At 38.5% G+C, this 24,800-nt stretch carries 22 protein-coding genes and 1 other RNA gene; 1 reads left to right on the top strand and 22 read right to left on the bottom strand.

Going from position 1 to position 24,800, the window contains the following annotated elements:
• Window positions 1-159 precede the first annotated feature (159 nt).
• A complete protein-coding gene (gene rpsO / locus ACFIJ9_RS04870) occupies window positions 160-429 on the bottom strand; it encodes a 30S ribosomal protein S15 (RefSeq protein WP_005774142.1) in 270 nt (89 codons plus the stop codon).
• Window positions 430-743: 314 nt separating this feature from the next.
• On the opposite strand from rpsO, the gene ACFIJ9_RS04865 reads away from it, so the two are divergent.
• On the top strand, window positions 744-2,372 hold the full coding sequence (locus ACFIJ9_RS04865) for an MFS transporter (RefSeq protein ID WP_375635993.1): 1,629 nt from the start codon (window positions 744-746) through the stop codon (window positions 2,370-2,372).
• Window positions 2,373-2,840: 468 nt separating this feature from the next.
• Here the strand turns inward: ACFIJ9_RS04865 and truB are convergent, their stop codons facing one another.
• The 21 genes from truB to ffs form a co-directional block, all read right to left on the bottom strand.
• Window positions 2,841-3,803 carry a tRNA pseudouridine(55) synthase TruB gene (gene truB / locus ACFIJ9_RS04860; RefSeq protein ID WP_375635992.1) on the bottom strand — a complete coding sequence of 321 codons (963 nt, stop codon included), beginning with the start codon at window positions 3,801-3,803 and terminating at the stop codon, window positions 2,841-2,843.
• A gap of 4 nt (window positions 3,804-3,807) precedes the next feature.
• Window positions 3,808-4,215: a 30S ribosome-binding factor RbfA gene (gene rbfA / locus ACFIJ9_RS04855; RefSeq protein WP_375635991.1), complete on the bottom strand. Its 408-nt coding sequence runs from the start codon at window positions 4,213-4,215 to the stop codon at window positions 3,808-3,810.
• Window positions 4,216-4,337: 122 nt separating this feature from the next.
• Window positions 4,338-6,857, bottom strand: coding sequence for a translation initiation factor IF-2 (gene infB / locus ACFIJ9_RS04850; RefSeq protein WP_375635990.1), 2,520 nt, complete (start codon window positions 6,855-6,857; stop codon window positions 4,338-4,340).
• Window positions 6,854-7,489, bottom strand: a complete 636-nt coding sequence (locus tag ACFIJ9_RS04845; RefSeq protein ID WP_375635989.1) for an RNA-binding protein — start codon at window positions 7,487-7,489, stop codon at window positions 6,854-6,856. Before ACFIJ9_RS04845 ends, infB begins: the two co-directional genes overlap by 4 nt.
• Complete coding sequence (gene nusA / locus ACFIJ9_RS04840) at window positions 7,490-9,121, bottom strand: transcription termination factor NusA (protein ID WP_375625637.1); 1,632 nt, start codon at window positions 9,119-9,121, stop codon at window positions 7,490-7,492.
• 47 nt (window positions 9,122-9,168) lie between these two features.
• Window positions 9,169-9,795, bottom strand: a complete 627-nt coding sequence (gene rimP, locus ACFIJ9_RS04835) for a ribosome maturation factor RimP (RefSeq protein ID WP_375635988.1) — start codon at window positions 9,793-9,795, stop codon at window positions 9,169-9,171.
• A 151-nt stretch (window positions 9,796-9,946) separates the two neighbouring features.
• Window positions 9,947-10,648 carry a tRNA (guanine(46)-N(7))-methyltransferase TrmB gene (locus tag ACFIJ9_RS04830; protein WP_375635987.1) on the bottom strand — a complete coding sequence of 234 codons (702 nt, stop codon included), beginning with the start codon at window positions 10,646-10,648 and terminating at the stop codon, window positions 9,947-9,949.
• Window positions 10,645-11,913 (bottom strand): methionine adenosyltransferase, encoded by a 1,269-nt coding sequence (metK, locus tag ACFIJ9_RS04825; RefSeq protein WP_273787797.1) that lies wholly within the window; start codon window positions 11,911-11,913, stop codon window positions 10,645-10,647. The genes ACFIJ9_RS04830 and metK overlap by 4 nt, the downstream gene beginning before the upstream one ends.
• Window positions 11,914-12,043: 130 nt before the next feature.
• A complete protein-coding gene (locus ACFIJ9_RS04820; RefSeq protein ID WP_012754634.1) occupies window positions 12,044-12,457 on the bottom strand; it encodes a helix-turn-helix domain-containing protein in 414 nt (137 codons plus the stop codon).
• A gap of 148 nt (window positions 12,458-12,605) precedes the next feature.
• On the bottom strand, window positions 12,606-14,240 hold the full coding sequence (lnt, locus tag ACFIJ9_RS04815; protein WP_375635986.1) for an apolipoprotein N-acyltransferase: 1,635 nt from the start codon (window positions 14,238-14,240) through the stop codon (window positions 12,606-12,608).
• The gene (locus ACFIJ9_RS04810) at window positions 14,203-15,228 is read right to left on the bottom strand and encodes a hemolysin family protein (RefSeq protein ID WP_375635985.1); all 1,026 of its coding nucleotides are present in this window, start codon (window positions 15,226-15,228) and stop codon (window positions 14,203-14,205) included. Before ACFIJ9_RS04810 ends, lnt begins: the two co-directional genes overlap by 38 nt.
• Window positions 15,229-15,313: 85 nt before the next feature.
• Window positions 15,314-15,805: an rRNA maturation RNase YbeY gene (gene ybeY / locus ACFIJ9_RS04805; protein WP_375635984.1), complete on the bottom strand. Its 492-nt coding sequence runs from the start codon at window positions 15,803-15,805 to the stop codon at window positions 15,314-15,316.
• A complete protein-coding gene (locus ACFIJ9_RS04800; protein ID WP_015857122.1) occupies window positions 15,802-16,926 on the bottom strand; it encodes a PhoH family protein in 1,125 nt (374 codons plus the stop codon). Before ACFIJ9_RS04800 ends, ybeY begins: the two co-directional genes overlap by 4 nt.
• Window positions 16,927-17,084: 158 nt before the next feature.
• Window positions 17,085-18,461: a tRNA (N6-isopentenyl adenosine(37)-C2)-methylthiotransferase MiaB gene (gene miaB, locus ACFIJ9_RS04795; RefSeq protein WP_375635983.1), complete on the bottom strand. Its 1,377-nt coding sequence runs from the start codon at window positions 18,459-18,461 to the stop codon at window positions 17,085-17,087.
• A 40-nt stretch (window positions 18,462-18,501) separates the two neighbouring features.
• A complete protein-coding gene (gene rimI, locus ACFIJ9_RS04790; protein ID WP_375635982.1) occupies window positions 18,502-18,987 on the bottom strand; it encodes a ribosomal protein S18-alanine N-acetyltransferase in 486 nt (161 codons plus the stop codon).
• Window positions 18,987-19,673, bottom strand: a complete 687-nt coding sequence (gene tsaB / locus ACFIJ9_RS04785; protein ID WP_375635981.1) for a tRNA (adenosine(37)-N6)-threonylcarbamoyltransferase complex dimerization subunit type 1 TsaB — start codon at window positions 19,671-19,673, stop codon at window positions 18,987-18,989. The genes rimI and tsaB overlap by 1 nt, the downstream gene beginning before the upstream one ends.
• Window positions 19,674-20,411: 738 nt before the next feature.
• Entirely contained in the window at window positions 20,412-21,440 is a 1,029-nt protein-coding gene (locus ACFIJ9_RS04780) for a YeiH family protein (RefSeq protein WP_375635980.1), read from the bottom strand.
• A gap of 49 nt (window positions 21,441-21,489) precedes the next feature.
• Window positions 21,490-22,095, bottom strand: a complete 606-nt coding sequence (gene recR, locus ACFIJ9_RS04775; protein ID WP_012754642.1) for a recombination mediator RecR — start codon at window positions 22,093-22,095, stop codon at window positions 21,490-21,492.
• 29 nt (window positions 22,096-22,124) lie between these two features.
• Window positions 22,125-22,448, bottom strand: a complete 324-nt coding sequence (locus tag ACFIJ9_RS04770) for a YbaB/EbfC family nucleoid-associated protein (RefSeq protein WP_012754643.1) — start codon at window positions 22,446-22,448, stop codon at window positions 22,125-22,127.
• 14 nt (window positions 22,449-22,462) lie between these two features.
• Window positions 22,463-24,403 (bottom strand): DNA polymerase III subunit gamma/tau, encoded by a 1,941-nt coding sequence (locus ACFIJ9_RS04765; protein WP_375635979.1) that lies wholly within the window; start codon window positions 24,401-24,403, stop codon window positions 22,463-22,465.
• A 223-nt stretch (window positions 24,404-24,626) separates the two neighbouring features.
• Window positions 24,627-24,724: signal recognition particle sRNA small type (ffs, locus tag ACFIJ9_RS04760), an RNA gene on the bottom strand.
• Window positions 24,725-24,800: the final 76 nt, after the last annotated feature.

The raw sequence follows: 24,800 nt of genomic DNA, 5'->3' as shown, positions 1-24,800 counted from the left end.
TTTTTATCTTTGTTACGAGAAGAGAGAAGTAAACTGCCTTAAATGCAAAATGATGAGCAGTCCTATCCCATAATAACTTGTCAGTTTTTAAATTTTTTAATTAAAAGCAATACGTTGAAAAAATGGGCGTTTTTTTTTAACACCACCACCATTTTTCTTTTAGCGACGCAAACCTAACTTCTTGATAAGTGTCTGATAACGATTTTGGTCAACTCCTTTAAGATAATCAAGAAGGCGCCGGCGTTGAGACACCATCTTCAAAAGACCACGACGAGAATGATTATCCTTTTTGTGAGATTTAAAGTGGTTTGTTAAATTAGAAATACGTTCAGAAAGTACAGCAATCTGTACTTCCGGTGATCCTGTATCACCAACTTTATTTGCGTATTCTGCGACAAGAGCTTGTTTACGTTCAGCTGTAATCGACATCGTATTATCCTTTCCAAAAACGAAGAAACATAAAGTCACCCATAGCCGAGATGTCGTTCAGCAAGGGTCTGTGAGGAAACAAGAAGAGTCGAAGACTCTTACCTATTTTCGTCCTTATATAGGAAAGAAGGTTAAAATACTAGTCCTTGACAGCATTTTGAAGTCTTTCTTTAAATAAAAGCTTTTGTTTTGAAATATTGATTTAAATAGAGTTTTATGAGAAGTTTTTTTAAGAATTATGCATCCTTTTGATACAAAGATTATGAGCGTGTGTGTGCTAACAAAGATGATAAATACCGATTTGGAGGAAAAAGATGCAGAGCATTTCAACATTAAAACTTTTTCGTAATTCGGTATTTCGAAATTTATGGTCATCTACTCTTATTTCTAATTTAGGGGGGCTGATACAGGCTGTTGGAGCAGGGTGGTTAATGGCGTTGATCAGTTCTTCGCATTCCATGGTGGGGCTTGTTCAAAGTGCCACAACATTACCACTTGTTATGTTTTCTTTGATGGCAGGGGCATTAGCGGATAATTTTAATCGGCGTCAAATTATGTTGTGTGCGCAGATTATGATGATGGTCATATCCATGAGTTTATCTGTTTTAGCCTATATGGGATTTCTAACACCTTGGCTTTTGTTATGTTTTACGTTTTTGATTGGATGTGGTACAGCTTTTTATAATCCTTCTTGGCAAGCAACGATAGGAGATATTGTGAGCAGGGAAAATATTCCTGCTGCTGTTAGTTTGAATAGTGTAGGCTTTAATTTGATGCGGAGTGTTGGTCCTGCTATTGGCGGTGCCATCATTGCAACTTTGGGGGCATCTGCTGCTTTTTTGTTTAATGCTATAAGCTATATTCCTCTTATCGGTGCGTTATTTTTCTGGAAGTCGAATTATAAAAAAAACTCATTGCCACGAGAAAGGCTGTTAGGAGCTGTCTCAGATGGTTTGCGTTATGTTGCGATGTCACCTAATCTCCTGAGTATTATGGTTCGAGCGTTCCTTTTTGGTATAGGAGCTATTTCTATTTTAGCACTTTTGCCAATTGTTGCGCATAAAGTTCTTGGAGGAAGTGCCCTTCTTTATGGTACATTGCTCGGTTGTTTTGGGTTAGGAGCCATGATAGCAGGTATTATTAATGCAGTTGTACGGCATCATTTTCGTTCAGAAACAATTATTGCAAGTGCATTTATTGGTTTCGCCTTTTCTTGCTTTTTATTGGGAATCAGCCGTTCACTAATTATAAGCCATATCGCTTTATTTCCTGCAGGTTTATGTTGGGTTTTGGCATTATCATTGTTTAATACATCTGTACAACTCTCTACACCACGCTGGGTTGTTGCACGTTCTTTAGCACTTTATCAAACGGCGTCTTATGGGGGGATGGCTATTGGAAGTGCAATCTGGGGAGGCTTAGCTGATGGTTATTCTCCAACAATTGCTTTGAGTATCTGTTCTCTATTCTTGATTTTTGGTGCTCTTGCGGGGGTAAAATTTAGAATTCAAGAAATTCCTCAGATAGATTTAAATCCTCTTGATCATTTTAGAGAGCCGGAACTATTACTCGACCTCAAAGCAAGAAGTGGTCCGATCATGATAATGATTGATTATCAAATTCATGAAAATGATCTCGAAGAGTTTCTCAAAGTGATGACGCGTCGACGCCATATCCGGTTACGTGATGGTGCGCGTCAGTGGGTCCTTTTACGAGATCTTGAAAGACCTGAATATTGGACAGAGGCTTATCATATGCCAACATGGGTGGATTATTTACGCCATAATCATCGTCGTACAAAAGCGGATGCAGAAGTCAATAAGCGTTTGCGTCATTTAAATTGTGCTCCTAACGGCATAAGAGTGCATCGTATGATTGAACGCCAAACAATACCCCAAGCCAATGAGATGCTTTTAAAAGCCTCCTCTGATCATCTCCCTTAGGGTTAAAACAGTTTTTGTAAAATATTAAATACGTTAGTTAATATTATTTCGATCGATTTGTTAGCATAATCATAACAAAAAATTGCTGTTTAAATGGTTAATAAATTGATTTATAATGATTATTTGTCGTTTTTCATGTTGAGTGATAGTCCTAAAAATCTTAAGCTTTTCTCGTTTCAAATCTATTTAGAGTAAATCAGTCCAAATCTTCGCTTGCACATTACAAATGAGGGTTAAAGTGTGAGTAAAAAACGATTGAATAAGAAATAAAAAGCCTCTTATGAATCCTTTCAAACGCAAGGATTGTTGCGACATTAAGAGGAAAAAGTGTGTGGTGGTGTTAGTTTATAGCACTGACTTAAATTTTGATATGAATACGGTAAATATAGACAATGGAAAGTACCATATTTTTCTTAATTGATAGAGAAAAATATCTTTCCGCAAAAGGTAGGTGAGGAAAAGAATCGATTAAATTGTGAAAATCCGCTTCGGTTTAAATAAACTTTTGTCGAGGGTGCCAATGGCAAGAAGTTGTTCTTTGTAGAGGACAAAAATCTCATCTTCGTCAAGAGGTACTTTGTGATGACTTAAGAGGATAGAATGCCCCTTTATAATTCTCTGTGCTTGAGTTTCATTAAGGATATAGTGAGGGAGGCAATCCAATGCAGCGCTTGTTTCAATTAAGAGCTCATCGAGTGTTGTGAAGTTTTTTTCAAAAGAACGATTATTTTCATCTGTAGTGTTTTTATTTGGCGGAACGGCCGCTTTTAGTTCGTCCCATGTAATGAGATCTTCTTCATCAAAAGGTGCGACGGAAATACGCCTTAAATCAGCAATATGCCCATAGCAACCTAGATCACGTCCCATATCGCGTGCTAAAGAGCGCACATAAGTTCCTTTTCCGCAGGTTATTTCAAAGACAGAGTGCTTTTTAGTAGGCATTTCTAATAATTTGAAAGTTTCTATTTCCACTTCACGGGGCGGAATTTCAACAACTTCCCCTTCACGCGCTAAATCATAGGCACGATTTCCGGCAATTTTTATTGCTGAAAATTGCGGAGGCGTTTGCAAAATAATACCTGTATATTGAGGAAGAAGAGCAAGTATTTCTTCTTGTGTTGGACGTTTGAGAGAAGTTTTCGTTATTTCGCCCTCTAGATCATCTGTTGAACGCTCTTCTCCCCAAGCGATATGAAAACGGTAAGTTTTTTTGCCTTGCATCACGTAAGGGACGGTTTTGGTTGCTTCGCCCAATGCAATGGGAAGAAGACCAGAAGCAAGAGGATCAAGTGTTCCTGCATGTCCTGCCTTTTGTGCATGAAAGAGCCATTTGATTTGTGAGACAGCTTCTGTTGATTTCATTCCTTTTGGTTTATCAAATATGACCCAGCCAGAAACAGGACGCCCTTTTTTTTTGTGTTGCCGTGCCATATCTTTAATCCTCATCTTTATCACTATGGTGAAGATCGCGTGCAACCTCAGGCGAGCGAAGGAGAGCATCAATTTTTGAAAAATTATCAAAACTATTATCAAGTCGGAAACGCAGTTCAGGCATATATTTCATTTGTCGCAACGCATGACTGATTTCTCCACGGAGAAAACGACTATGTTTATTGAGGGTATCAACAACATCGGTATGAGAAGCATTTTTAAGAGTGCTGAGAGGTGATACAAAGCAAGTAGCAATTTTTAAATCTGGTGACATACGTACTTCAGAGACAGAAATAACAATATCTTTCAAGATATCATCAAGCAAAATATCACGCTGTAATATATGCGCTATTGCATGACGTACTTGCTCTGCTACTCTAAGTTGCCGTTGTGATGGCCTTGCATTTTTCATCAAAGTTTTATCCTTGCTACAAGATCTCTTTTTTTGACCATTTAGATAAGGGAAAAGAGATATTGTGTATAAAACCTAATAACTTTCTTCATTTTACAACAGAGTAAAGTTATTGGATTATTTTATAATGTGCGATTAATATGTTCGATACGGAAGATCTCAATGATGTCTCCTGCGCGCATGTCTTCATAATTTTCAAAGGCTATTCCACATTCTTGACCACTTTGCACTTCATTGACTTCATCCTTAAAGCGCTTGAGTGTTTTCAGCTTTCCTTCGTGAATAACGATATTATCGCGGATAAGGCGAACACCGGCTCCTCGTTCTATTTTACCTTCTGTAACACGACATCCTGCAACTTTTCCAATTTTTGTAATGTTAAAGACTTCTAGAATTTCAGCATTACCAAGGAAAGTTTCACGCTGTTCTGGTGAGAGTAATCCAGACATGGCAGCCTTGATATCGTCAACAAGATCATAAATGATGTTGTAATAACGAATTTCAATTCCTTGTGTTTTAGCAAAATCACGTGCTTGCTTATTGGCTCGAACATTAAAACCAATTACAGCAGAGTTAGAAGCTTCCGCAAGAGAAATATCACTTTCGGTAATTCCTCCAGCACCAGAATGTACAATACGCGCACGAACCTCATCATTTCCGAGTTTTTCCAATGCTGAAGCGATTGCTTCAATTGATCCTTGCACATCCCCTTTTATAATAAGAGAAAATTCCTTAACACCAGTCGTTTGCAATTTTGTCATCATCTGCTCAAGAGAACCACGCGAACCAGTTTGCCGCGCAACAGCTTTATCACGTGCTAATCGTTGACGGTATTCAGAAATTTCACGCGCTTTTGCTTCATGTGTGACAACAGCAAAACGGTCTCCGGCTTGTGGCGTTCCTTGCATGCCTAAAATTTCAATCGGTGTAGAGGGAACGGCTTCTTTGACATGGCGGCCATGGTCATCAATCAAAGCACGCACACGACCCCATTCATTTCCGGCAACTATAATATCAGAAGGGTGTAATGTACCTTTTTGAACAAGAACTGTTGCAACAGATCCACGTCCGCGATCCAATTTGGCTTCAATGATAACGCCCTCTGCAGTTCGTTGAGAATCTGCTTTCAGATCAAGCATTTCAGCTTGAAGAAGGATAGCTTCGAGAAGTTTATCAAGATTTTGACCAGTTTTAGCAGAAACTTCAACGTCCAAAGTTTCTCCGCCCATAGTTTCAACAAACACTTCATGTTGTAAAAGTTCTGTACGCACTTTTTGTGCATTCGCAGCTGGTTTATCAATTTTGTTGATAGCAACAATGATAGGTACACCAGCGGCTTTCGCATGATTGATTGATTCAATCGTTTGGGGCATAACACTATCATCAGCGGCTACAACGAGAACAGCAATATCGGTAACACGAGCTCCACGTGCGCGCATAGCCGTAAATGCAGCATGTCCTGGTGTATCAATAAAGGTAATTTTTTGACCGTTTTGTTCTACTTGATAGGCACCAATATGCTGCGTAATACCTCCCGCTTCGCCAGAAACAACATTTGCTTTACGAATAGCATCCAAAAGAGAAGTTTTTCCGTGGTCAACATGGCCCATAATGGTTACAACAGGAGGGCGCTGCTGCATGTTTTGAGGATTATCTGTTATATTAAAGATACCTTCCTCTACGTCAGATTCTAAAACACGTTTAACAGTATGGCCAAATTCAACAGCGATGAGTTCGGCAACATCTGCATCAATAACATCGCCAGGTTTCATCATTTGTCCTTGTTTCATCAAGAATTTAATCACATCAACAGAACGCTCAGTCATACGTTGTGCGAGCTCTTGAATGGTAATCGTTTCAGGAAGAACAACTTCGCGAGAAATTTTTTCTCTTGGTTCTTGATTTTGTGCACGCTTAAACTTTTCCTGTCTACGCCGCATTGCAGCCATTGAGCGTCCACGTGCGCTTCCTTCTTCGTCCAGTGCACTATTCAGAGTTAGCTTTCCGCGTCGCCGCTCATCAGCTCCTTTGACAACTTTTGGTACACGTATTTCTGATTTAGCAGGATTAGCACGCCGACTATGCCGTTCTTCCTCTTTATTTTCATCTATTTTGCGTTTTTCAACCACAGTTGTGTTTTTAGGCGCAATAGGAATATCTGTCTGTTCAATGAGAGGAGGAACAGGTGGAGCCTGTACTGGCGATATTTCTTCTTCTTGTTGGAGATGTATTTCTTTTTCTTTAATTTCTTGCTGTAAAATTTCTTCACGCTCTTTAGCGCGTCTTGCTTCTTCTTCGGCTTGTTCTCGCGTTATTCTTTCTTGGATATGTGCTTCTTCTAATGCGCGAAGTCTCGCTTCCATTTCAGTTGATGAAAGATTGCTTTTGGTCATAGATTCTTGAGGCTTTTTTCCCTCAAAACGCGGCTTAGAGCGCTGGGCGGCCACATGCGGCTTTGTAATGGGCTGTGGGGTTTCAGCTTTTTCATCAGGTCGCGTAATTTTACGCCGTTTGGTTTCGACAACGACAGCCTTCGTACGGCCATGGCTAAAATTTTGTTTGACCGTGCTCGTTTCCAAGACAGACCGCTTGAGAGTTAGTGTCTTCTTGACTGTTGTTTTGTCGTTGTTATTTTCACTCATTGTATTTCCTTCACGGCTTGTGCCGTCATCTCACTAGGCTTACTATGCTTGTCGTCACGATAGCTGATCAATTTATATGTCGTTTTGAGAAATCCCTCAGCAGCTTTTGTGTCCAATAAGGCCGCGTGCATTACAGGATTAGAGCCAAAAGCCACTCGCATTTCATCACTTGTAAATAAAGATATGATTTTTATAGTCCGATTTGTTTGTTGTTGTATTGAATGGATGGCCTGTGCAATTTTTCGTTTCCCATCTTCTGTTGTTTCTTTAGCATGAAGTACAAGAATAACTTTACCAGAGCGGATAGCAGCATCAACCTTTGTTGCTCCCATAACAATTGCTCCCGCTTTTCGTGCCATAGAAAGGCTTGAAAGAGCAGCTTTTAGTAAAAGCGTATCAACAACATGCACAAGATTTGGTGCAACCTCAACATCTGTTTTAAAGTTTCTATGAAAAGCTTTCTGTTTGATTGCTTTCTCAATAACAGCATGATGGGCAGAAATCCAAACGCCACGCCCTGGTAAATTCGCTTTAAGATCAGGAACAATTTGGTTATTGGGACCAATAACAAAACGGATCAGCGTTTGTGCTGAAGCATTTTTTCTAGTCACAATGCAAGTCCGTTCATTCATTTAAAGTGTATCCACATCCAAATCATCTGTTTTTTCATTTTCTGCAGAATTTTCATCTTCTACAGGATTTTCTGTAACAAGATCAGCTTGGTCTATCCAGCCTGCTTGTACACGTGCGGCTAAAACCATAGCTTCTGCATCCGCGCGTGTAATGTCAAAAGGGGTTAAAATACCAGAAAAATTCTGTGTTTGACCTTCTTTGCGTTCTCTCCAACCAGCTAAATCATCAACGGCATAGCCAGCAAAGTCTTCTATTGTTTTTACACCATCCTCACCTACAGCAACCAACATAGCACTTGTCATTCCAGGAAGTGTTCGCAATTCGTCAGAAACTCCGAGTTTTTTGCGTTTTTCATCAAGTTCTTTTTCTTGATGATCAAGATATTCGCGGGCACGACTTTGGATTTCAGCGGCGGTATCATGGTCAAAACCATCAATAGAAGCGATTTCTTCAAGATCAATATAGGCGATTTCTTCAATAGAAGAAAAACCCTCTGATGCCATAACCTGCCCGATCATTTCGTCAACCTCTAAGGCTTCCATAAACAATTTACTCCGTTCAGTAAATTCTTTTTGACGATTTTCAGATTCTTCCTTTTCCGTTAAAATATCAATGTTCCATCCTGTTAGTTGCGAAGCCAAGCGAACATTTTGTCCACGTCGTCCAATAGCAAGGCTAAGTTGATCATCTGGCACAATAACTTCAATCCGTTCAGCATCTTCATCAAGGATGATTTTAGAAACTTCAGCAGGTTGCAGTGCATTAACGACAAATGTTGCCGCATCAGGCGACCAAGGAATAATATCAATTTTTTCGCCTTGTAATTCAGCAACAACAGCTTGTACGCGACTTCCTCGCATTCCAACGCATGCTCCAACAGGATCAATGGAACCATCGCGTGAAACAACGGCGATTTTAGCCCGTGAACCTGGATCACGAGCAACAGATTTGATTTCTATAATACCATCATAAATTTCTGGCACTTCCATAGTGAAAAGTTTTACCATAAATTGGGGATGTGTGCGTGAAAGGAAAATTTGCGGACCACGCGTTTCACGGTGTACATCATTGACAAAAGCACGAATACGATCTCCATAGCGGAATGATTCACGAGGAATTAATTCATCACGGCGCACAATAGCTTCACCACGCCCGAGATCAACGATAACATTACCATATTCCACACGCTTAACTGTACCAGAAATAATTTCACCAACTTTATTTTTGAATTCTTCATATTGCTGATCACGTTCTGCGTCGCGTACTTTTTGTACAATAACCTGTTTAGCAGATTGTGCTGCGATACGTCCAAAATCCATAGGAGGTAAAAGATCAGCAAAAAAATCACCAATTTTTGCTTCTGCTTGATGTTTAAGAGCATCAGACAAAGTAATTTCCGTTGTGTAGTCTTCAACGACATCAACGATTTTAAGCAGGCGCTGTAATTTAATTTCACCTGTTTTAGAATTGATTTCAGCACGGATATTTGTTTCTTGACCATAACGAGAACGTGCTGCTTTTTGAATAGCATCAGCCATCGCAGAAATGACAATTTCACGGTCGATTGACTTTTCACGTGCAACAGCATCTGCAATTTGCAGAATCTCAAGCCTGTTAGCGCTTGTAGCCATCAATTTTCTCCTTCTTTGTGCCACACGATGGGTATTTCCCAGTGATATTATTTTTTGAAATTGAGCGTCTGTATAGAGTCGTTAGCTTTCTCTTCAGCAATGAATTGTTGACTTAACTCTTTATTTTTTTTCAATGCATCGCGAATAAGCTCATCGGTAAGCACTAAATGCGCATTTATGATATCACAAAAGGAAATAGGGGTATACATGGCTTCTCCATAAGCAGCTTTATCAGTGTTTAAAATAAATCCATCTTGCGTGATATTTGTAAATGTCCCGCGAAATTTTCGGCGTCCATCAATTGTTATTTTGGTTTCAATTTTTGCAAGATGCCCTTGCCAATGAAAAAAGTCAGATTTTCTTACCAATGGACGATCAATTCCAGGTGATGAGATTTCTAAATGATATTTGCGTTCAATAACATTTTGTACATCAAGGAGGGGGGAAACAGTTCGACTAACAGTTTCACAGTCTTCTACGGTCATAGAACCATCGGCACGTTCAACCATAATTTGAAGTGTTAAACCATTTTGACCAAGAAGTTTCACACGAACCAAACGAAAACCTAAAGGTTTAAGTAGTGGTATGACAAGAGCAGCAACCTGTGCTTCGATACCATCTTCTTCAAACAGGCGTGGTTCGTCAAGATTGCTTATTTTTTCAGCTTCGTTCATACATTTTATCCAAGTTGTTTTCGTCAGTTTTATGATATTAAAAAAGAGCGGGTCCAACGGCCCACCCTTCATCATAAGACCAAGAATTTAGCTATTGATACTCTTAAATTCAAAATTTTTCAAGTTGTTTATGAGAAAAGCGCTTGATCATTTATTTCTTGATAAAGGTAAGATAGGCGGGCGTCCGTCCTTCGCGTAAAGCTTTTGCTTCATAGCGGGTTCCTTTCCATAGTGGATAAGGGAGTTTCCAGTCTTGAGGGTTTTCTGCTTTCCATTCAAAGTGATCATGTTGTGCACAATGGTACAAAGTCCAGTTTACATAACTGTCGATATCACTAGCAAAGCGAAAAATTTTCCCTATTTTAAGAACACGAGCAAAACGGTTAAGATTTTTTGTGTTGATGAAACGTCGTTTCCAGTGTTTCTTTTTCGGCCAAGGATCAGGATAGAAGAGGTCTATTCCATCAAGCGAGTTATCAGGGAGCCAATCAAGGAGGCGTGTAGCATCATCATTATAGAGGCGAAGATGATTTTGATAGTTTTGATGCTGTTCAAGAGACAACAATATTTTTGCCATGCCATTGATAAAGGGCTCGACGCCGATAAAACCGGTTTTTGGAAAATATTCCATTTCATGAAGTAAATGTTCACCTCCACCAAAGCCGATTTCAAGTCGAATTTCTCTTACTTTGCTTGAAAATAAGGATGTAAGGTTTGAGGGAGGTGGGACATTTAAATCAATATTTAAATTGGGGAGAAGCATTTTTATACGTGTAAGATGACTGTTTCGAAGTTGTTTTCCTTGTCGGCGTCCAAAAAATGCTTCACTCTTGCGTGTATTATATTTAATCATGGGATTTGGATCATTGTTTGAAGCGTTTTCACGAGATCAGTTTTTTCCCATGAAAACGAACCATCGTGTTTTGGTTTTCGCCCAAAATGACCATAGGCAGCTGTTTTCGCATAAATAGGTTTATTGAGGTCAAGATGTTTTCGAATGCCGGTAGGTGAAAGGTCCATTATTTTGCGAATGGCTGCTTCAATAACTTTTTCATCGACTTTTCCTGTTCCGTGAAGATTGAGATAAATAGATAAAGGTTGTGCAATACCAATTGCATAAGAGAGTTGAATGGTGCATCGCTCTGCTAAATGAGCAGCAACAATATTTTTAGCCAGATAGCGTGCCGCATAGGCTGCAGAACGATCAACTTTTGTTGTATCTTTTCCTGAAAAAGCACCGCCTCCATGGGGTGCTGCACCTCCATAAGTATCCACAATAATTTTGCGTCCTGTTAATCCGGCATCGCTTTGAGGACCACCAATGACAAATTTTCCTGTTGGGTTAATATACCAACTGCATTGATCTGCAATGGGAATGTCATGTAAAGCTTGACGAATGTAAGGTTCAACCACTGTACGTACCTTGTTGGAATCCCAGCTTTCATCGAGGTGCTGCGTTGAAAGAACAATGGATGTGACCTCTATCGGTTTTCCATTTTTATAGCGTATGGTTATTTGGCTTTTAGCATCTGGTCCTAATTTTCCAGCTTCTCCCTCTCCTTTATGACGGGCTGTGGCAAGAAGTTTGAGAATTTTATGCGCATAATAAATCGGCGCAGGCATGAAATCAGGTGTTTCACGGCAAGCATATCCAAACATGATGCCTTGATCACCTGCTCCTTCTTCACCATGCCGATCCGTAGCATTATCAACTCCTCTTGCTATGTCAGCTGATTGAGGGCGCAAAAGAACATCAATTTTAACAGTTTTCCAATGGAAACCTGCTTGTTCATAGCCAATGGTACGAATAGCACGGCGCGCTGCTGTACGAAAACGCGTAGGATTAATGAGTGGAAAGCCAGTTTCATCATAGATAAATTCTTTATTTTTATCTTTTTTTAATAGCGTATCGGGAACACGCACTTCACCAGCGATAACAACACGGTTGACACTGACGAGAGTTTCACAGGCAACGCGTATTAACCATGGATCAGTACCAGTCTTTTCAGCTTCTTTATAGATCATATCAACGATTTCATCGGAAATACGATCACAAATTTTATCAGGATGTCCTTCCGATACCGATTCGCTCGTAAAAAGATAATCTTGATGCGGCATAGGAACTCCTTCAAAAAAGAAAATCAACGATTTAATTAATTGCTTACTAAAGTTGTCACGATTTGCTAATTCTACAGCAAATCGTCAATGAAAATTTATATGAATAAAAGAAAAAAGATATAATTTTAATTTATAGCTTATTTGTCAAATCTTCCTCAGAAAGTGCTTTTGCCAAGTCAATAATTTTTCGACGCACTTTAGCATCAGATATATTTGTAAAAGCGCGCATGAGCTGAATCCCTTCGCTGCTAGAACAAAAGTCTATAAAATTGTGATCACTTTCAGCAAAACCCTCTACTTGTTGGGAGGTAATACCTTTATCAAAAAAGTAAGAAACAGGAACATCCATAATTTCCGCTATCGCTTGAAGACGACTGGCACCAATACGGTTTGTTCCTTTTTCATATTTTTGGATTTGCTGAAAAGTAATTCCTAATTTTTCGCCTAGTTTCTCTTGAGTGAGTCCTAAAATATTACGACGTAAACGGATACGAGTTCCAACATAGATATCTATAGGGTCAGGTTTTTTTCTAGTTTCGGTCATAATGCAACTCTTTATTTCCAGCACGTTTCTTCTAAGCCAACATCATATTTATACGAAGCTGATTCATCATATAATTAAGATAATATGTAATATTTTTTCCCAATATTACTGGTACACGCAACATAATACCGTACAAAGGGCACTTGAATCATTTAAGCTGTTTTGTAGAACCAAAACCAACACGACACAATAGCATAAGGATGAATAAGATAAAAGTAGAGAAAGTTCTGTATTCATTGCTTCCTATAGGGGTAATGGATGATGGAACTTGTGAATCAATAATGCCCACAGCATCTTGTTGAAGAGCTACAACGATTCGTCCATAAGAATCAATAACAGCTGATATTCCATTATTGGCTGCTCGTATGAGGGGGATTCCCAGTTCAACGGCACGAAGTTGTGCTTGTTGAAGATGTTGATAGGGTCCAGGTGTTACACCAAACCATGCATCATTTGTAATATTAATAATTGCTTGAGGCGAGGAGCCTTTAAAAGTCATTTCATGGGGAAATATTGCTTCATAACAAATCAAGGGTAGATAAGAAAATCCGTTTGGCATTGTAACAATTTTGCGCACACTTGCAGCACTATATCCACCAATATTATCGGCAAGGGTACGCAATCCAATTTTTTTCAATAAATCCTGATAAGGAAGATACTCACCGAAAGGAACCAAATGAAGTTTATCGGAAGTATTTAAAATATTACCTTGAGCATTAATGACTGCAATTGTATTAAAATATTGTGTTTGGGAATGAGGTAGATCATTGCTGACTCGTATTGCTCCGATAATAGCCCATTGTTTAGGTTTTAAAAGAGAGGCAATGCGCATTGTGATAGATGAGTTATCATAGAGAAGGTAAGGAACGGAAGCTTCGGGCCATACGATAAAATCGGGTTCTGAATTTTGGTCAGTTGTTGGCATTGCACTTAGATTCATATGCGCTTCCAACATAGCTTCTCGTGTATTATCACGCAATTTTATATTTTGTTGGATGGAAGGTTGAACAATGCGCACCCAATAAGAACTTTTTTGATTTTCAGCTGTGTTTTCTATAGTATGAAGACGATAAAACCCAAAACCACTGTGAATAAATATAAGTGATAAGCAGAGAGAAAGTGCTACTTTCTTTTTTTCATCTGTTAATAAAACAGTTGGCAAACTGTAGGCTAAGACAGCAAGAATATTCATTCCGTAAAGTCCCACGATTGCATCAGATTGCATGAACATTGGGGTTGGCATGGCTGTATAGCCAAGAGCATTCCATGGAAATCCTGTGAATAAAAACGCACGCAACCACTCGGCCAATCCTAATGCAAAGGCTAAAACAAAAAAGCGTGCTATTCCTTTTGTCCATAATAAACCAACAATGAAACCAGAAAAAAACCAATAAAGAGAAAGGTAGAGTGGAGGAACTAAAATGGCTAATGGGACTGCCCAACCAAAAGAATCTGGATCTGTTAACAAAGCATTGCATAGCCACCAAAGTCCGCAAATAAAATAACTAAAACCAAAGGTTCCACAGCTTAAAGCGTAAATAAAAAAATGTTTTTTATTGTTTTTTGCGGCCCGTATTGAGTCAAGTAAAACAATAAAGAGAGGGAAAGTTAAAAAGCAAAGAGGTGTCAAATAAAAGGGTGGAAGTGCAAAAGAAGTAAGAGCACCACACAGAAATATCCATGCTTGGCGCTTCCAACCGGTAACAGAGGACAAAAAAACGATGAAATTGTTTAAAAACGCTGGACTATTCTTTAGGGATGACATTGTTCTCAAGATTCTCATTTTTTGGAATGCGAAAAATACGCAATCGCTTAATCCGGCGTTTATCAGCTTCTAAAATACGAAATCTATAACCAGGTACAGCTTCGACAATTTCACCTTTGGCAGGAATGCGATCAAGAATGGAGACGATCAAACCACCAATCGTATCAACATCATCACCATATTCCCCTACGATAAAATCAGGACCAAGAGCTTTCTCCACATCTTCTAGTTCAGTTCTTGCATCAACGAGCCATTTATTGTTTGGTTCACGTACGATAGCATTGTCGACATTATCATGTTCATCTTCGATATCACCAACGACCAATTCAACAATATCCTCCATTGAAACGAGACCATCTGTTCCCCCATGTTCATCAATAACTAAAGCCATTTGAGTTCGTGTAGTTTGCATTCGTGTTAATAATTTACTTGCAAGCATGGAACTTGGAACAAAGAGAACAGTTCGGATCAGATCCAATTCACCGATTGGGGTATGTAAGTCTGTATGGTTTAATTGAAGCAAATCGGATTTCTGTTCGGTTTTTGTTGGGATGACAATAAAGCGTGTCATATAGTTAAGAATATCGCGGATGTGAATCATGCCGCGCGGATCATCTAAAGTTTCAGCATAAACAGGTAAGCGAGAATGACCAATTTTTGCGAAACATTTAAGGGTTTCTCCAAGTGAAGTGTTTATTTCCAGTGCTTCGATTTCAGAACGTGGTATCATAACATCATCCACGCGTGCTTCACGTAAGCGTAAAATATTATGTAACATAGTACGTTCTTCAGGTGAGAAGAGGGCAGTGTCTTTTTCATTGTCAGTCGTGAGTGCAACGGTAAGATCATCGCGCAGTGATGTAGACACACAATTACGACCCCGTAAGAATGAAAACAAATGATTCATCAGAGAATATTTTTCTGTATGATTCGTCTGTTGAGAGGTTTTTTTTTCATTATTAGAAGATGTTTGACTATTATTTTGTGCATTTGTTTTGTTTGTCATGGTTTTGAAATCTTCTAAACTTTCTTTTTATAATTAGGTGAATGAGAGGCTTTAAATGGTATGCTCGTAATATTGATTTTAAAAGTTAAATTTTATCATTTATAGACAATTCAGCGTAAGGATCTTTTATGGAAAGCTTTTGCAGAATTTCTCTTTCGAGCTTTTCCATTTGATATGCTTCATTATCAGTTTCATGGTCATAGCCAAGCAGATGCAAGATACCATGAACAATCATATGCGTTAAATGGTCTTGAAATGTTTTTCCTTGTTTTTCTGCTTCGAGAACAACAGTCTCTCGCGCAATAATAATATCACCGAGCATGGGACCAGGTCGATTTCCAGCTTTAAGTGGAAAAGCAGGAAAGGATAATACATTAGTAGATTTGTTTTTGTTGCGCCATTGTGCATTGATTTGTGCCATATGTTTATCATCCGTAAAAAGCAGGCTAATCTCGCTTACAACATTTGCCAATGAAACATGATGCATAGTCGTCATTAATGCTTTTTCAGTGATATTATAAAGCATTTTCTCATCATTCCACCCTGCGCTTTTAACCATTATATCAATAATAATCATGATGAATCAAATTCATTTTTTAATGCACCGCATGCGAATGATTTTTTTTTATTTTGTATTTCGGAATCGCGATCATAAGCACGAACGATAGCAGCAACAAGTGGATGGCGTATAACATCTTTTTCATCAAAATGTACAATCGCAATATTTTCTACATTTGAAAGAATGCGAATTGCTTCAATGAGACCTGATTTTTGCCCTGTAGGCAAATCAATTTGGCTTACGTCACCGGTAACAATCATACGTGTTCCTTCTCCAAGACGTGTGAGGAACATTTTCATTTGCATGGGCGTAGTATTTTGTGCCTCATCAAGAATAACAGCAGCATGGGCAAGTGTTCGTCCGCGCATAAAGGCAAGAGGAGCAATTTCTATGACACCAGAAGCTAAAATGCGTTCTATTTTTTCAGCGGGCATCATATCATAAAGAGCATCATAAAGTGGTCGTAAATATGGGTCGACTTTTTCTTTGAGATCACCGGGAAGAAAACCAAGATGTTCTCCAGCTTCAACAGCCGGACGTGAGAGAATAATTCGCTCAATGATACCACGTTCTAGAAGCATTGCAGCATGAGCAACAGCAAGATACGTTTTGCCTGTTCCTGCTGGTCCTACACCAAACACAAGTTCAGTATGCTCCATAGCGCGTATGTAAGCATCTTGTATTGGAGTTCTTGCATGAATTATTTTTTTATGGGTACTCAACCGTGCTGGTATACGTTTCGTTGCAGATTTGTGTGTTATTGTGTCTTCTTTCTGCTTCTTTGGTATATTTGCCATAGCAAGCGCTCCTTTTATATCTGATAAAGTGAGCTCTTGGTGTGTTTTGGCTCGTTCATAAAGTTGCTGCAATACATATTGCGCACGTTTTATAACAGAAATATTTCCACGGATTAAGACTTCATTACCACGCGGATGAATACTAAGTTCAAGTTTTTTTTCGATATAAGCGAGATTTTCGTCAAATTTACCAAAAACTGCTTTTGCATATTTATTATTTTCGAAAATCAAAACAACTTGGCTCGGATCTGAAGCGCTTGTTTGTTTCAAGGTATCAGCCTTTTCAAGGGACATATTTACTTTTTCTTTAATACGCTTTATTTTTTCGGTTGAAGCTTTCAGCCTATTCTCCATATCTACATAAATATTGCACGTTTTGTTAAGTAAATTCTATAAAAGACATTTTTTAAAAAAAGTGCACGTTTTAGATGTAATCATTTTCTTTTAAAATAAAAGAGTTTTCAAAAATATTTATTGTGAACAAGGTTTTAGAAGTATGTTTATCTATTTGTCACTTCACCAACAAAACTGTTTGAGCTTGCATTTTTAATATGAATTTCTATTACACTACCTGTAGAGGCTTCTGTATCTACGACAACAGGTAAAAGCCAAGGGGAACGTCCTACCATTTGCCCTGAGTGACGTCCAGGTTTTTCGATGAGAACGTCAGTTTTTTGACCAATTTTAGAACGCAAAAACGCATTTTGTTGCTCAAGGAGAAGGACTTGTAAATGTTGAAGGCGGGCATCTTTCACAGATTCATCAACATGATTTTTCATTGTGGCTCCCACTGTTCCAGGACGGGGGGAATATTTAAAAGAATAAGCTGAACTGTACTGTACTTGTTGAATAAGTTTAATGGTTTCTTCAAAGTCTTCGTCTGTTTCTCCTGGAAACCCTACAATAAAATCGCCTGAAAAGGCAATATCTGGCCGTGCGGTTCGAATTTTTTCGATAAGATGAAGATAATGAGAGCTTTTGTGTTGGCGGTTCATAGCTTTTAAGATGCGATCTGAACCTGATTGAACAGGAAGATGGAGGTAAGGCATTAACATATCAAGATCTCGATGCGCGGCAATAAGGCTGTCATCCATATCACGTGGGTGGCTGGTTGTGTAACGCAAACGCTTTAAACCATCGAGTTTTGCAAGATGATAAAGAAGATCGCCAAGACGCCAAGTTTTGCCATCAGCACTTTGTCCATGCCAACCATTGACATTTTGTCCAAGCAGCGTAATTTCTTTGACACCCGCTTCGATGAGTTGAAGGGCTTCTTCAGTAATTTGCTCAACGGATCGTGATATTTCGGCACCGCGTGTATAGGGCACAACACAAAAAGTGCAAAATTTATCGCAACCTTCTTGTACTGTTAAAAATGCGCTAACACCTCGTTTTCTTACTGCATGTTTATTATGGGGCGGCAAATGAGCAAATTTATCTTCAACAGCATAGTCTGTTTCGATAATTTTTTTTCCTTGTTTGGCTTTCTCTAACAATTCTGGCAAGCGATGATACATTTGCGGACCAATAACAAGATCCACTGTTGGAGCACGGCGCAAGATTTCACTTCCCTCAGCTTGTGCAACACAACCCGTTACACCAACCATCAGGGGGTTATCAGGTGTGCGCTCTTGACGCATAACGCGCAAACGACCGAGATCAGAATAAAGTTTTTCTGCTGCTTTTTCACGAATATGACAGGTATTAACAAGAATAAGATCGGCCTCATTGGGAATTTGTGTTGTCACATAGCCTTGCGAACTGAGACTATCAGTCATCCGTTGGCTATCATAAACATTCATTTGACATCCATAGGTTTTGATAAAAACCTTTTTCGGAGCAACAGGAGGCGTATTTTTAGGGTTTACTTTATTCATGGTGCATGTGTAAATGTTTTTTACACAAATCTCAATCTATTTACTTAAAAGTTTTTTGCATGATAATTGCATCACCACGACCATTTTTTGAGGGGTAGTAGGCAAGACGTTCAGAAATTTTTTGAAATTCAAAGCGTTGATAAAGGTTCAAAGCAGAAAGGTTTGTGGCTTCTACTTCCAAGAATAATTTTATAGCGCCTTTGTCGTGAAGATGGTGAACTGTGCTTTCGATAAGAAAGGTACCAATTCCTTGTTGACGATAATGAGGGTGAACAGCAATTGTGATGATTTCTGCTTCATCAAGGATGAGACGGCATAGGCAAAAGCCTAAAATTTGATCAGAGCGATCAATGAGAAAAACTTTGTATCCGAAGAAGATAGAGTGATCTATTAAGAAATTATCAAAAGCTTGTTTTTCCCAAGACGGGGTAAAACAATGTTGATGAATTTGATGAAGTGAAGCACTATCATTAACTTGTAGCGGAGCAATTCCAAAATTCTTTTTTGTCAATGAAAATTTGGGCATTATTTTTTTTGTGGTAAAGCAAAATTGGTTTGTTGTTTTGCATCAGCACTGCGTAGATAGAGTGGGCGAGGAGAATTTTTTGATTGTTTGTTTGCGGCAAGATAAGCATAGTTTACAATATCAGCCGCTTCGCAGGGGATTTTTTCTAGGACAATTTTTTCGTTTATTTTATGGCTTTTAATATGCTCCACAATGACATCAGTAGCTGGGCCGGTCAGTCGGGTTTTTTTTGGTAAATCTTCGAGGATATTTTCAATTGTTTTTAATCCCGGCGCTCCCAAAGGTGTGAGATCATTATGAAAATTTTGATGGTAGAACATCTCTCTCCCTGCTTCAATGACAACAGTAATTGCTGATGCTGTACTTTTACTGTTTATTACTTGTGCTGCTAACGCTTCAAGAGCACTTACTCCAACAGCAGGTATTTCAAGTGCTAATGCCAAAGCGCGCGCTGTTGCAACACCGACACGTACACCAGTAAATGATCCAGGTCCAATATTGACAGCAATACGCTCAACTTGATCAAGCGTCATATTGGCTTGTGTCATTGTTTGTGTAATCTGCCCAATAAGTTTTTCAGCATGCCCTTTGTTCATGCGCTCATTGATATGCGCAATAACAGATTTATGACGAATGAGCGCAACAGCACAATAAATTGAAGCAGTATCTATAGCAAGGATAAGCATAAAAATATTTTAGTTGAATAAAACGATAAACAAAAGTCCTGCTGTATTTTTAATCTTTTTATTATCGTATATTTCATTTGTAAGAAAGTTACTAGTGCCAATAAGCAACAATATCTTTTTATGGGATAGAACGAGATGTTGATTTAATCCCTATTTGTTTTCACTTTTTGAATGAGTACCTTGAATATTGTAAGATTCTCTTATTTCAAATCTACTTATGGTGAGACAATTAAAGTTATTAGCTTGTATATTACAAGCGGAATTAGGGTGTGAATAAAAACTGTTGAAGAAAAGAATAAAAACTCCTTTCACGAATCGTTTAAATGTAAGGATTGTCACAAACATTTTGAGCTATCAAATAGTATGATGATGCCATTTGTATTCCATAGTAAGTAAAAGTAAGTTAAAAGGGGGAAAGCCATGACCCCACATTTTTTCCCAATAAGAGCATATTCTATCAGTCTTTATATAAAAACTTCAGCGTAATGAGAGCAGATGAAAGAAATGGCATTGTTTTGCATGAGTTACGTATTTTAATACTACGCCGTTGCAAATCATTATGGACTGAAAAGCAAATTTGACAGTTTTCACTTAAATATCAGCTCTTTTAATTTTTTGTATAGAATAATGAGCAGTATTTTAGAACTTTTTCTGGTTGTATGAAAGAACTGATTTTAATATTAGTGAACCTTTGGATTGATTGCATGCTCCATTGAAAAATAATAATAAATGCATATTTCAAAATGTTATATGGTTCAGATCAATCAATCCTATCATGATAAGGCTACACGCGCCAAGAAGGAGTATGGAGGAAGTTGAAGCTAAAATAACGCGCCATCCTGCTTTTTTTAATGAGCGGATATCAACACCTAATCCTAAAGCTGCCATTGAAATGACCGTGAACAGTTGAGCAATAAGTCTGATCGGGTTTATAGCCGTTTCAGGAATAAGTCCGCTTGAACGAATAAGCATCATGATAATAAAACCGATGATAAACCATGGGACGAGAGTATGTAGACGAAAATGTGTTTGTGCTGATCGACGATAGATGATGGATAGGATAAAAATAACAGGGCCCAACATTAAAACCCGCACCAATTTGACAATTGTTGCAATTTGAACGCTCACGAAAGATATTGGCGCTGTTGCTGCTAAGACCTGTGGTACAGCATAAACAACCATGCCAGCAAGCACACCGTATTGGTTAAATGATAAATTCAAAAGTGGGTGTAAAAAAGGGAGAAATAAAATAATAAGAACCCCTAAAAGAGCGGTAAAAGCAATTGCTGCCGCTACATCTTCATGTTTAGCATGAATGACAGGGGCAGTTGCAACGATAGCTGAATTGCCACAAATGGCATTACCACAAGCGACCAGCATTGCTAAATTTGCAGAAAGTCCAAAAAGTCTGCCTATAACAAAACTAATGAGGATCGTTATAAATATAACGAATACGATGCTTGCAAGCAAATTCCAACCGGCTGAAAGAACAGCACGGATGCTAATGCTTGCCCCTAAAAGAACAATAGCAATTTCAAGAAGCGTTTTTGCACAAAAGACTATACCTTTTTGGAAATATTTGGGCAGATTAAAACAGCTACGAGTAATTGATCCTAAAAGAATTGCCAAAACAAGGCTTTCAAGCCACGCTTCTGCGAAAAACTGTTTTTCTATTACTTCTAAACCATAAGCTAAGGCAGATATGAGCAGGCATAATAGAATACCTGGACCAAGGTCGTTCAAAAATGAGAGTTTTTTCTTTGACATTTTAATATTCCCCCGTCATTAAAGAGCTAAAGGTGAAGAGGAAAAAGTTTTAGAGATTTGTTCGTGCTTGTACAGCTGCTGCTAAAGTTCCATCATCAAGATAATCAAGCTCGCCTCCTACAGGAACACCATGAGCAAGTCGCGTAATTTTAACGGAGAAGTTAGAGAGCTGATCGGTGATATAGTGAGCAGTTGTTTGACCTTCGACAGTCGCATTGACAGCAAGAATAATTTCCGTAATAGGATTTTGTACAACACGTTGTATTAAGGTGGCAATGTTGAGTTCGTCAGGACCTATTCCATCTAAGGGGGAGAGTCGTCCACCCAATACATGGTAACGTGCGGCTAAAGTTTTTGCGCGTTCAAGAGCCCACAGATCAGCAATATCCTCAACAACGATGATTGTTGTATCATCGCGGCGCAAATCTGTACAAATTGAACAAGGATCAATGGTATCGACATTTCCACAAACAGAACAAATGCCGACTTTTTCTATAGCTGCTTGTATAGCTGCTCCTAAAGGCTCCAGCAATGTTTCCTTTTTTTTGATAAGATGAAGCGCAGCACGACGCGCTGAACGTGGACCAAGACCTGGTATACGTGATAAAATCTGAATGAGACGTTCAATCTCAGGTCCTGCAATGTATTTAGACATATTTTTGTCCCACGGAAAAATCCGTTTCATTAAAATGGAAGCTTGAAACCCGAAGGGAGCGGTATCCCTGCCGTTATACTTTTGGTTTTTTCTTCTATTGCGATTTCGATTTTTGTTCTTGCTTCATTATAAGCTGCCATAATGAGATCTTCGAGAATTTCAGCTTCCTCAGGTTTGAGTAATGAAGGATCAATTTGAATTGCTGTTATAATATTTTTGCCATTTAAAGTGATATTGACGAGACCTCCGCCTGCAGTGCCGGTAGCTTGCAGATTAGCTATTTCTTCCTGAATCTTCTGCATTTTTTCTTGCATTTCTTTGGCTTTTTTCATCATACTCATCATTTCACGCATAGGAATAGGTATCCTTATTCATCATTGATATCATTTTTATTTTTAAAAATATCAGCATTTTTAAAGGTATTGGGGAGTAAATCAAGATCATTTTCTTCTTTATTGAGTCGAATATCGACAATTTTTGCTTCTGGGAAATGGTTGAGGATTTTCGCGATATCAGGATCTGTTTCTGCATTGGAAAAAAGAGTCTTTTGAATCGCTATACTTTCCTCCTGTAAGGTTGGGCCACCTCCTTCATTAACAAAAGTTATTGTCCAGCGTTTTTCAGTCCATTGAGATATCTTTTTTTCTATATCATGAGCAAGAAATTGTGGGGTATTTTCAGAAAGTCTTAAGGTAATATGCCCAGCTTCAAAAGAAACAGGATGAACAAATTCTTTAATAAGAAGTTTGAAAGGGGCATCATTATGCTGTTCGGCTAATTGAACAATATCGTGCAAAGAATTAATCACTAGAGTTTTAGGTTGAGTAATCTTTTCTGTTGTTTGCGTGACAGAATGCGATAAATTTGCACTCTTTTCAGAAAGATCAATAGATTGAGAATTTTCAAGAGTTTCTGTTACTTCTTGGACGTTGATTTTGTCAGGTTTTTGATTTCTAACTAAATTTTCCGGTTGTAAGGAATGATCTAATTGGTTTTTCAAGGATGTTTTTAAATCTGATTGATCTGGTAATGTATTTGAAACGCTCGAGGAAGCATGGGCTTCGACCATTGTTTCTTTTGTTATATTATCTGCATTTGTAGATTCTTGATGAGAAGAGTTTTTAACCAGTGTGAGAGGTGTTTTTTCTTGCGTAAGCTTTTTTAAAGCTTCATCAAGAGTTGGTAAGTCAGCCGTGTGAGCAAGACGAATTAAAAGCATTTCAGCGGCTTGAAGCGGACGTGCAGTTTGATTAACTTCCTGTAAACCTTTGAGTAACATTTGCCAGTTTCGGGATAAAATAGGAACGGAAAGTTTTTTTGAAAAGTCTAAACTTCTTAAACGTTGTTCTTCAGTCAGTGAGAAATCTTCCACTATTTCTGGTGTAAAACGTAAACGTGTGACCAAATGATTAAAGTCGGCTAGTTCTGTCAATATAGTAAGAGGATCAGCACCTGCCTCATATTGACTGCGTAATTCATGTAATGCATTAACAACATCGCCTTTCATGATAAATTCAAAAAGATCAATAATACGTGCTTGATCCGCTAATCCTAACATTGTACGCACCGCAATGGCATTAACATTGCCATTGCTATGGGCAATCGCTTGATCAAAAATGGATAATGCATCACGTGCAGATCCTTCTGCAGCACGGGCAATCATAGAGAGTGCTTGATCTTCTACTCCTACCTTTTCATATTTCGCAATTTGGCGCAAATGTGCACTCAAAGCTTTTGATTCAATACGCCGCAAATCAAAACGTTGGCAACGCGAAAGGATTGTAATAGGGACTTTGCGAATTTCTGTTGTGGCAAAAATAAATTTCACATGGGACGGTGGTTCTTCAAGAGTTTTCAATAAACCATTAAAGGCTTGTGTTGAGAGCATATGTACTTCATCGATAATATAAACCTTATAACGTGCAGAAACAGGACGATAGCGTATTTGTTCAATAATTTCACGAATATCATCAATGCCCGTATGAGAAGCGGCATCCATTTCTATAACATCAATATGGCGTCCTTCGATAATTTGTGTGCAATGTTCACCAAGAGAGTCTAATACGGTTGTCGGTTGGTCAATATCTTTTGTTTTATAATTAAGCGCACGTGCCAAAATACGTGCTGTTGTGGTTTTACCTACGCCACGAATCCCTGTTAACATCCACGCTTGTGCAATACGACCTTTTTCAAAGGCGTTGGTGAGAGTACGCACCATAGCTTCCTGACCAATAAGGTCAGAGAAGTTTTGGGGTCGATATTTACGAGCAAGAACACGATAGGCTGTTTCTACCGGTACATTTTCCATGAATATTTCCAACTTCGAAGTTCTTTATGCGTACATTTTGATAATACAAAAGCATAGATCAATACTGTAGTCTCATATAAAAGGATTTTTTCTTAATCAAATTATTTATGGGACAATTTGTTAAAAAATAACCAAACCCCTTTATTTGCTGCATAAAAATGCCGCTCTGAAGATTAAAGGCACCTCGCTAAAAGACAGCATAAAAAATAATTTCTTCAGCAAAATAGGAGGTTGGCACGATGACCCGTACCAAAACTCGTTGGGGCTGCTTCTTTCCAGACCTGACCCAGTTGGCGAGCAGTTCGTCCACCACCAACCTCCCAAGTTCATATTGTCGATTTGGAATGAAAAATCAAGCTCAGAAACGAAAAATATCCTAAGAACGACGAAGAATTTT

This window comes from Bartonella sp. MR90HLJMH (assembly GCF_042194115.1).
Lineage (GTDB): Bacteria > Pseudomonadota > Alphaproteobacteria > Rhizobiales > Rhizobiaceae > Bartonella > Bartonella grahamii.
This window is presented reverse-complemented; position numbering and strand designations above follow the sequence as displayed.

What these genes read in the sequence shown, in the direction of transcription:
- ACFIJ9_RS04845 (WP_375635989.1), bottom strand. Translation starts at nt 7,489, where the DNA reads ATGAATGAACGGACTTGCATTGTGACTAGAAAAAATGCTTCAGCACAA.
- recR (WP_012754642.1), bottom strand. Translation starts at nt 22,095, where the DNA reads ATGTCTAAATACATTGCAGGACCTGAGATTGAACGTCTCATTCAGATT.
- ACFIJ9_RS04830 (WP_375635987.1), bottom strand. Translation starts at nt 10,648, where the DNA reads ATGATTAAATATAATACACGCAAGAGTGAAGCATTTTTTGGACGCCGA.
- ACFIJ9_RS04770 (WP_012754643.1), bottom strand. Translation starts at nt 22,448, where the DNA reads ATGCGTGAAATGATGAGTATGATGAAAAAAGCCAAAGAAATGCAAGAA.
- ybeY (WP_375635984.1), bottom strand. Translation starts at nt 15,805, where the DNA reads ATGATTATTATTGATATAATGGTTAAAAGCGCAGGGTGGAATGATGAG.
- lnt (WP_375635986.1), bottom strand. Translation starts at nt 14,240, where the DNA reads ATGAGAATCTTGAGAACAATGTCATCCCTAAAGAATAGTCCAGCGTTT.
- ACFIJ9_RS04765 (WP_375635979.1), bottom strand. Translation starts at nt 24,403, where the DNA reads ATGGAAAATGTACCGGTAGAAACAGCCTATCGTGTTCTTGCTCGTAAA.
- nusA (WP_375625637.1), bottom strand. Translation starts at nt 9,121, where the DNA reads ATGGCTACAAGCGCTAACAGGCTTGAGATTCTGCAAATTGCAGATGCT.
- ACFIJ9_RS04865 (WP_375635993.1), top strand. Translation starts at nt 744, where the DNA reads ATGCAGAGCATTTCAACATTAAAACTTTTTCGTAATTCGGTATTTCGA.
- rimI (WP_375635982.1), bottom strand. Translation starts at nt 18,987, where the DNA reads ATGCCCAAATTTTCATTGACAAAAAAGAATTTTGGAATTGCTCCGCTA.
- ACFIJ9_RS04810 (WP_375635985.1), bottom strand. Translation starts at nt 15,228, where the DNA reads ATGACAAACAAAACAAATGCACAAAATAATAGTCAAACATCTTCTAAT.
- rbfA (WP_375635991.1), bottom strand. Translation starts at nt 4,215, where the DNA reads ATGAAAAATGCAAGGCCATCACAACGGCAACTTAGAGTAGCAGAGCAA.
- ACFIJ9_RS04820 (WP_012754634.1), bottom strand. Translation starts at nt 12,457, where the DNA reads ATGACCGAAACTAGAAAAAAACCTGACCCTATAGATATCTATGTTGGA.
- rpsO (WP_005774142.1), bottom strand. Translation starts at nt 429, where the DNA reads ATGTCGATTACAGCTGAACGTAAACAAGCTCTTGTCGCAGAATACGCA.
- infB (WP_375635990.1), bottom strand. Translation starts at nt 6,857, where the DNA reads ATGAGTGAAAATAACAACGACAAAACAACAGTCAAGAAGACACTAACT.
- miaB (WP_375635983.1), bottom strand. Translation starts at nt 18,461, where the DNA reads ATGAATAAAGTAAACCCTAAAAATACGCCTCCTGTTGCTCCGAAAAAG.
- tsaB (WP_375635981.1), bottom strand. Translation starts at nt 19,673, where the DNA reads ATGCTTATCCTTGCTATAGATACTGCTTCAATTTATTGTGCTGTTGCG.
- truB (WP_375635992.1), bottom strand. Translation starts at nt 3,803, where the DNA reads ATGGCACGGCAACACAAAAAAAAAGGGCGTCCTGTTTCTGGCTGGGTC.
- ACFIJ9_RS04780 (WP_375635980.1), bottom strand. Translation starts at nt 21,440, where the DNA reads ATGTCAAAGAAAAAACTCTCATTTTTGAACGACCTTGGTCCAGGTATT.
- metK (WP_273787797.1), bottom strand. Translation starts at nt 11,913, where the DNA reads ATGCCGCATCAAGATTATCTTTTTACGAGCGAATCGGTATCGGAAGGA.
- rimP (WP_375635988.1), bottom strand. Translation starts at nt 9,795, where the DNA reads ATGAACGAAGCTGAAAAAATAAGCAATCTTGACGAACCACGCCTGTTT.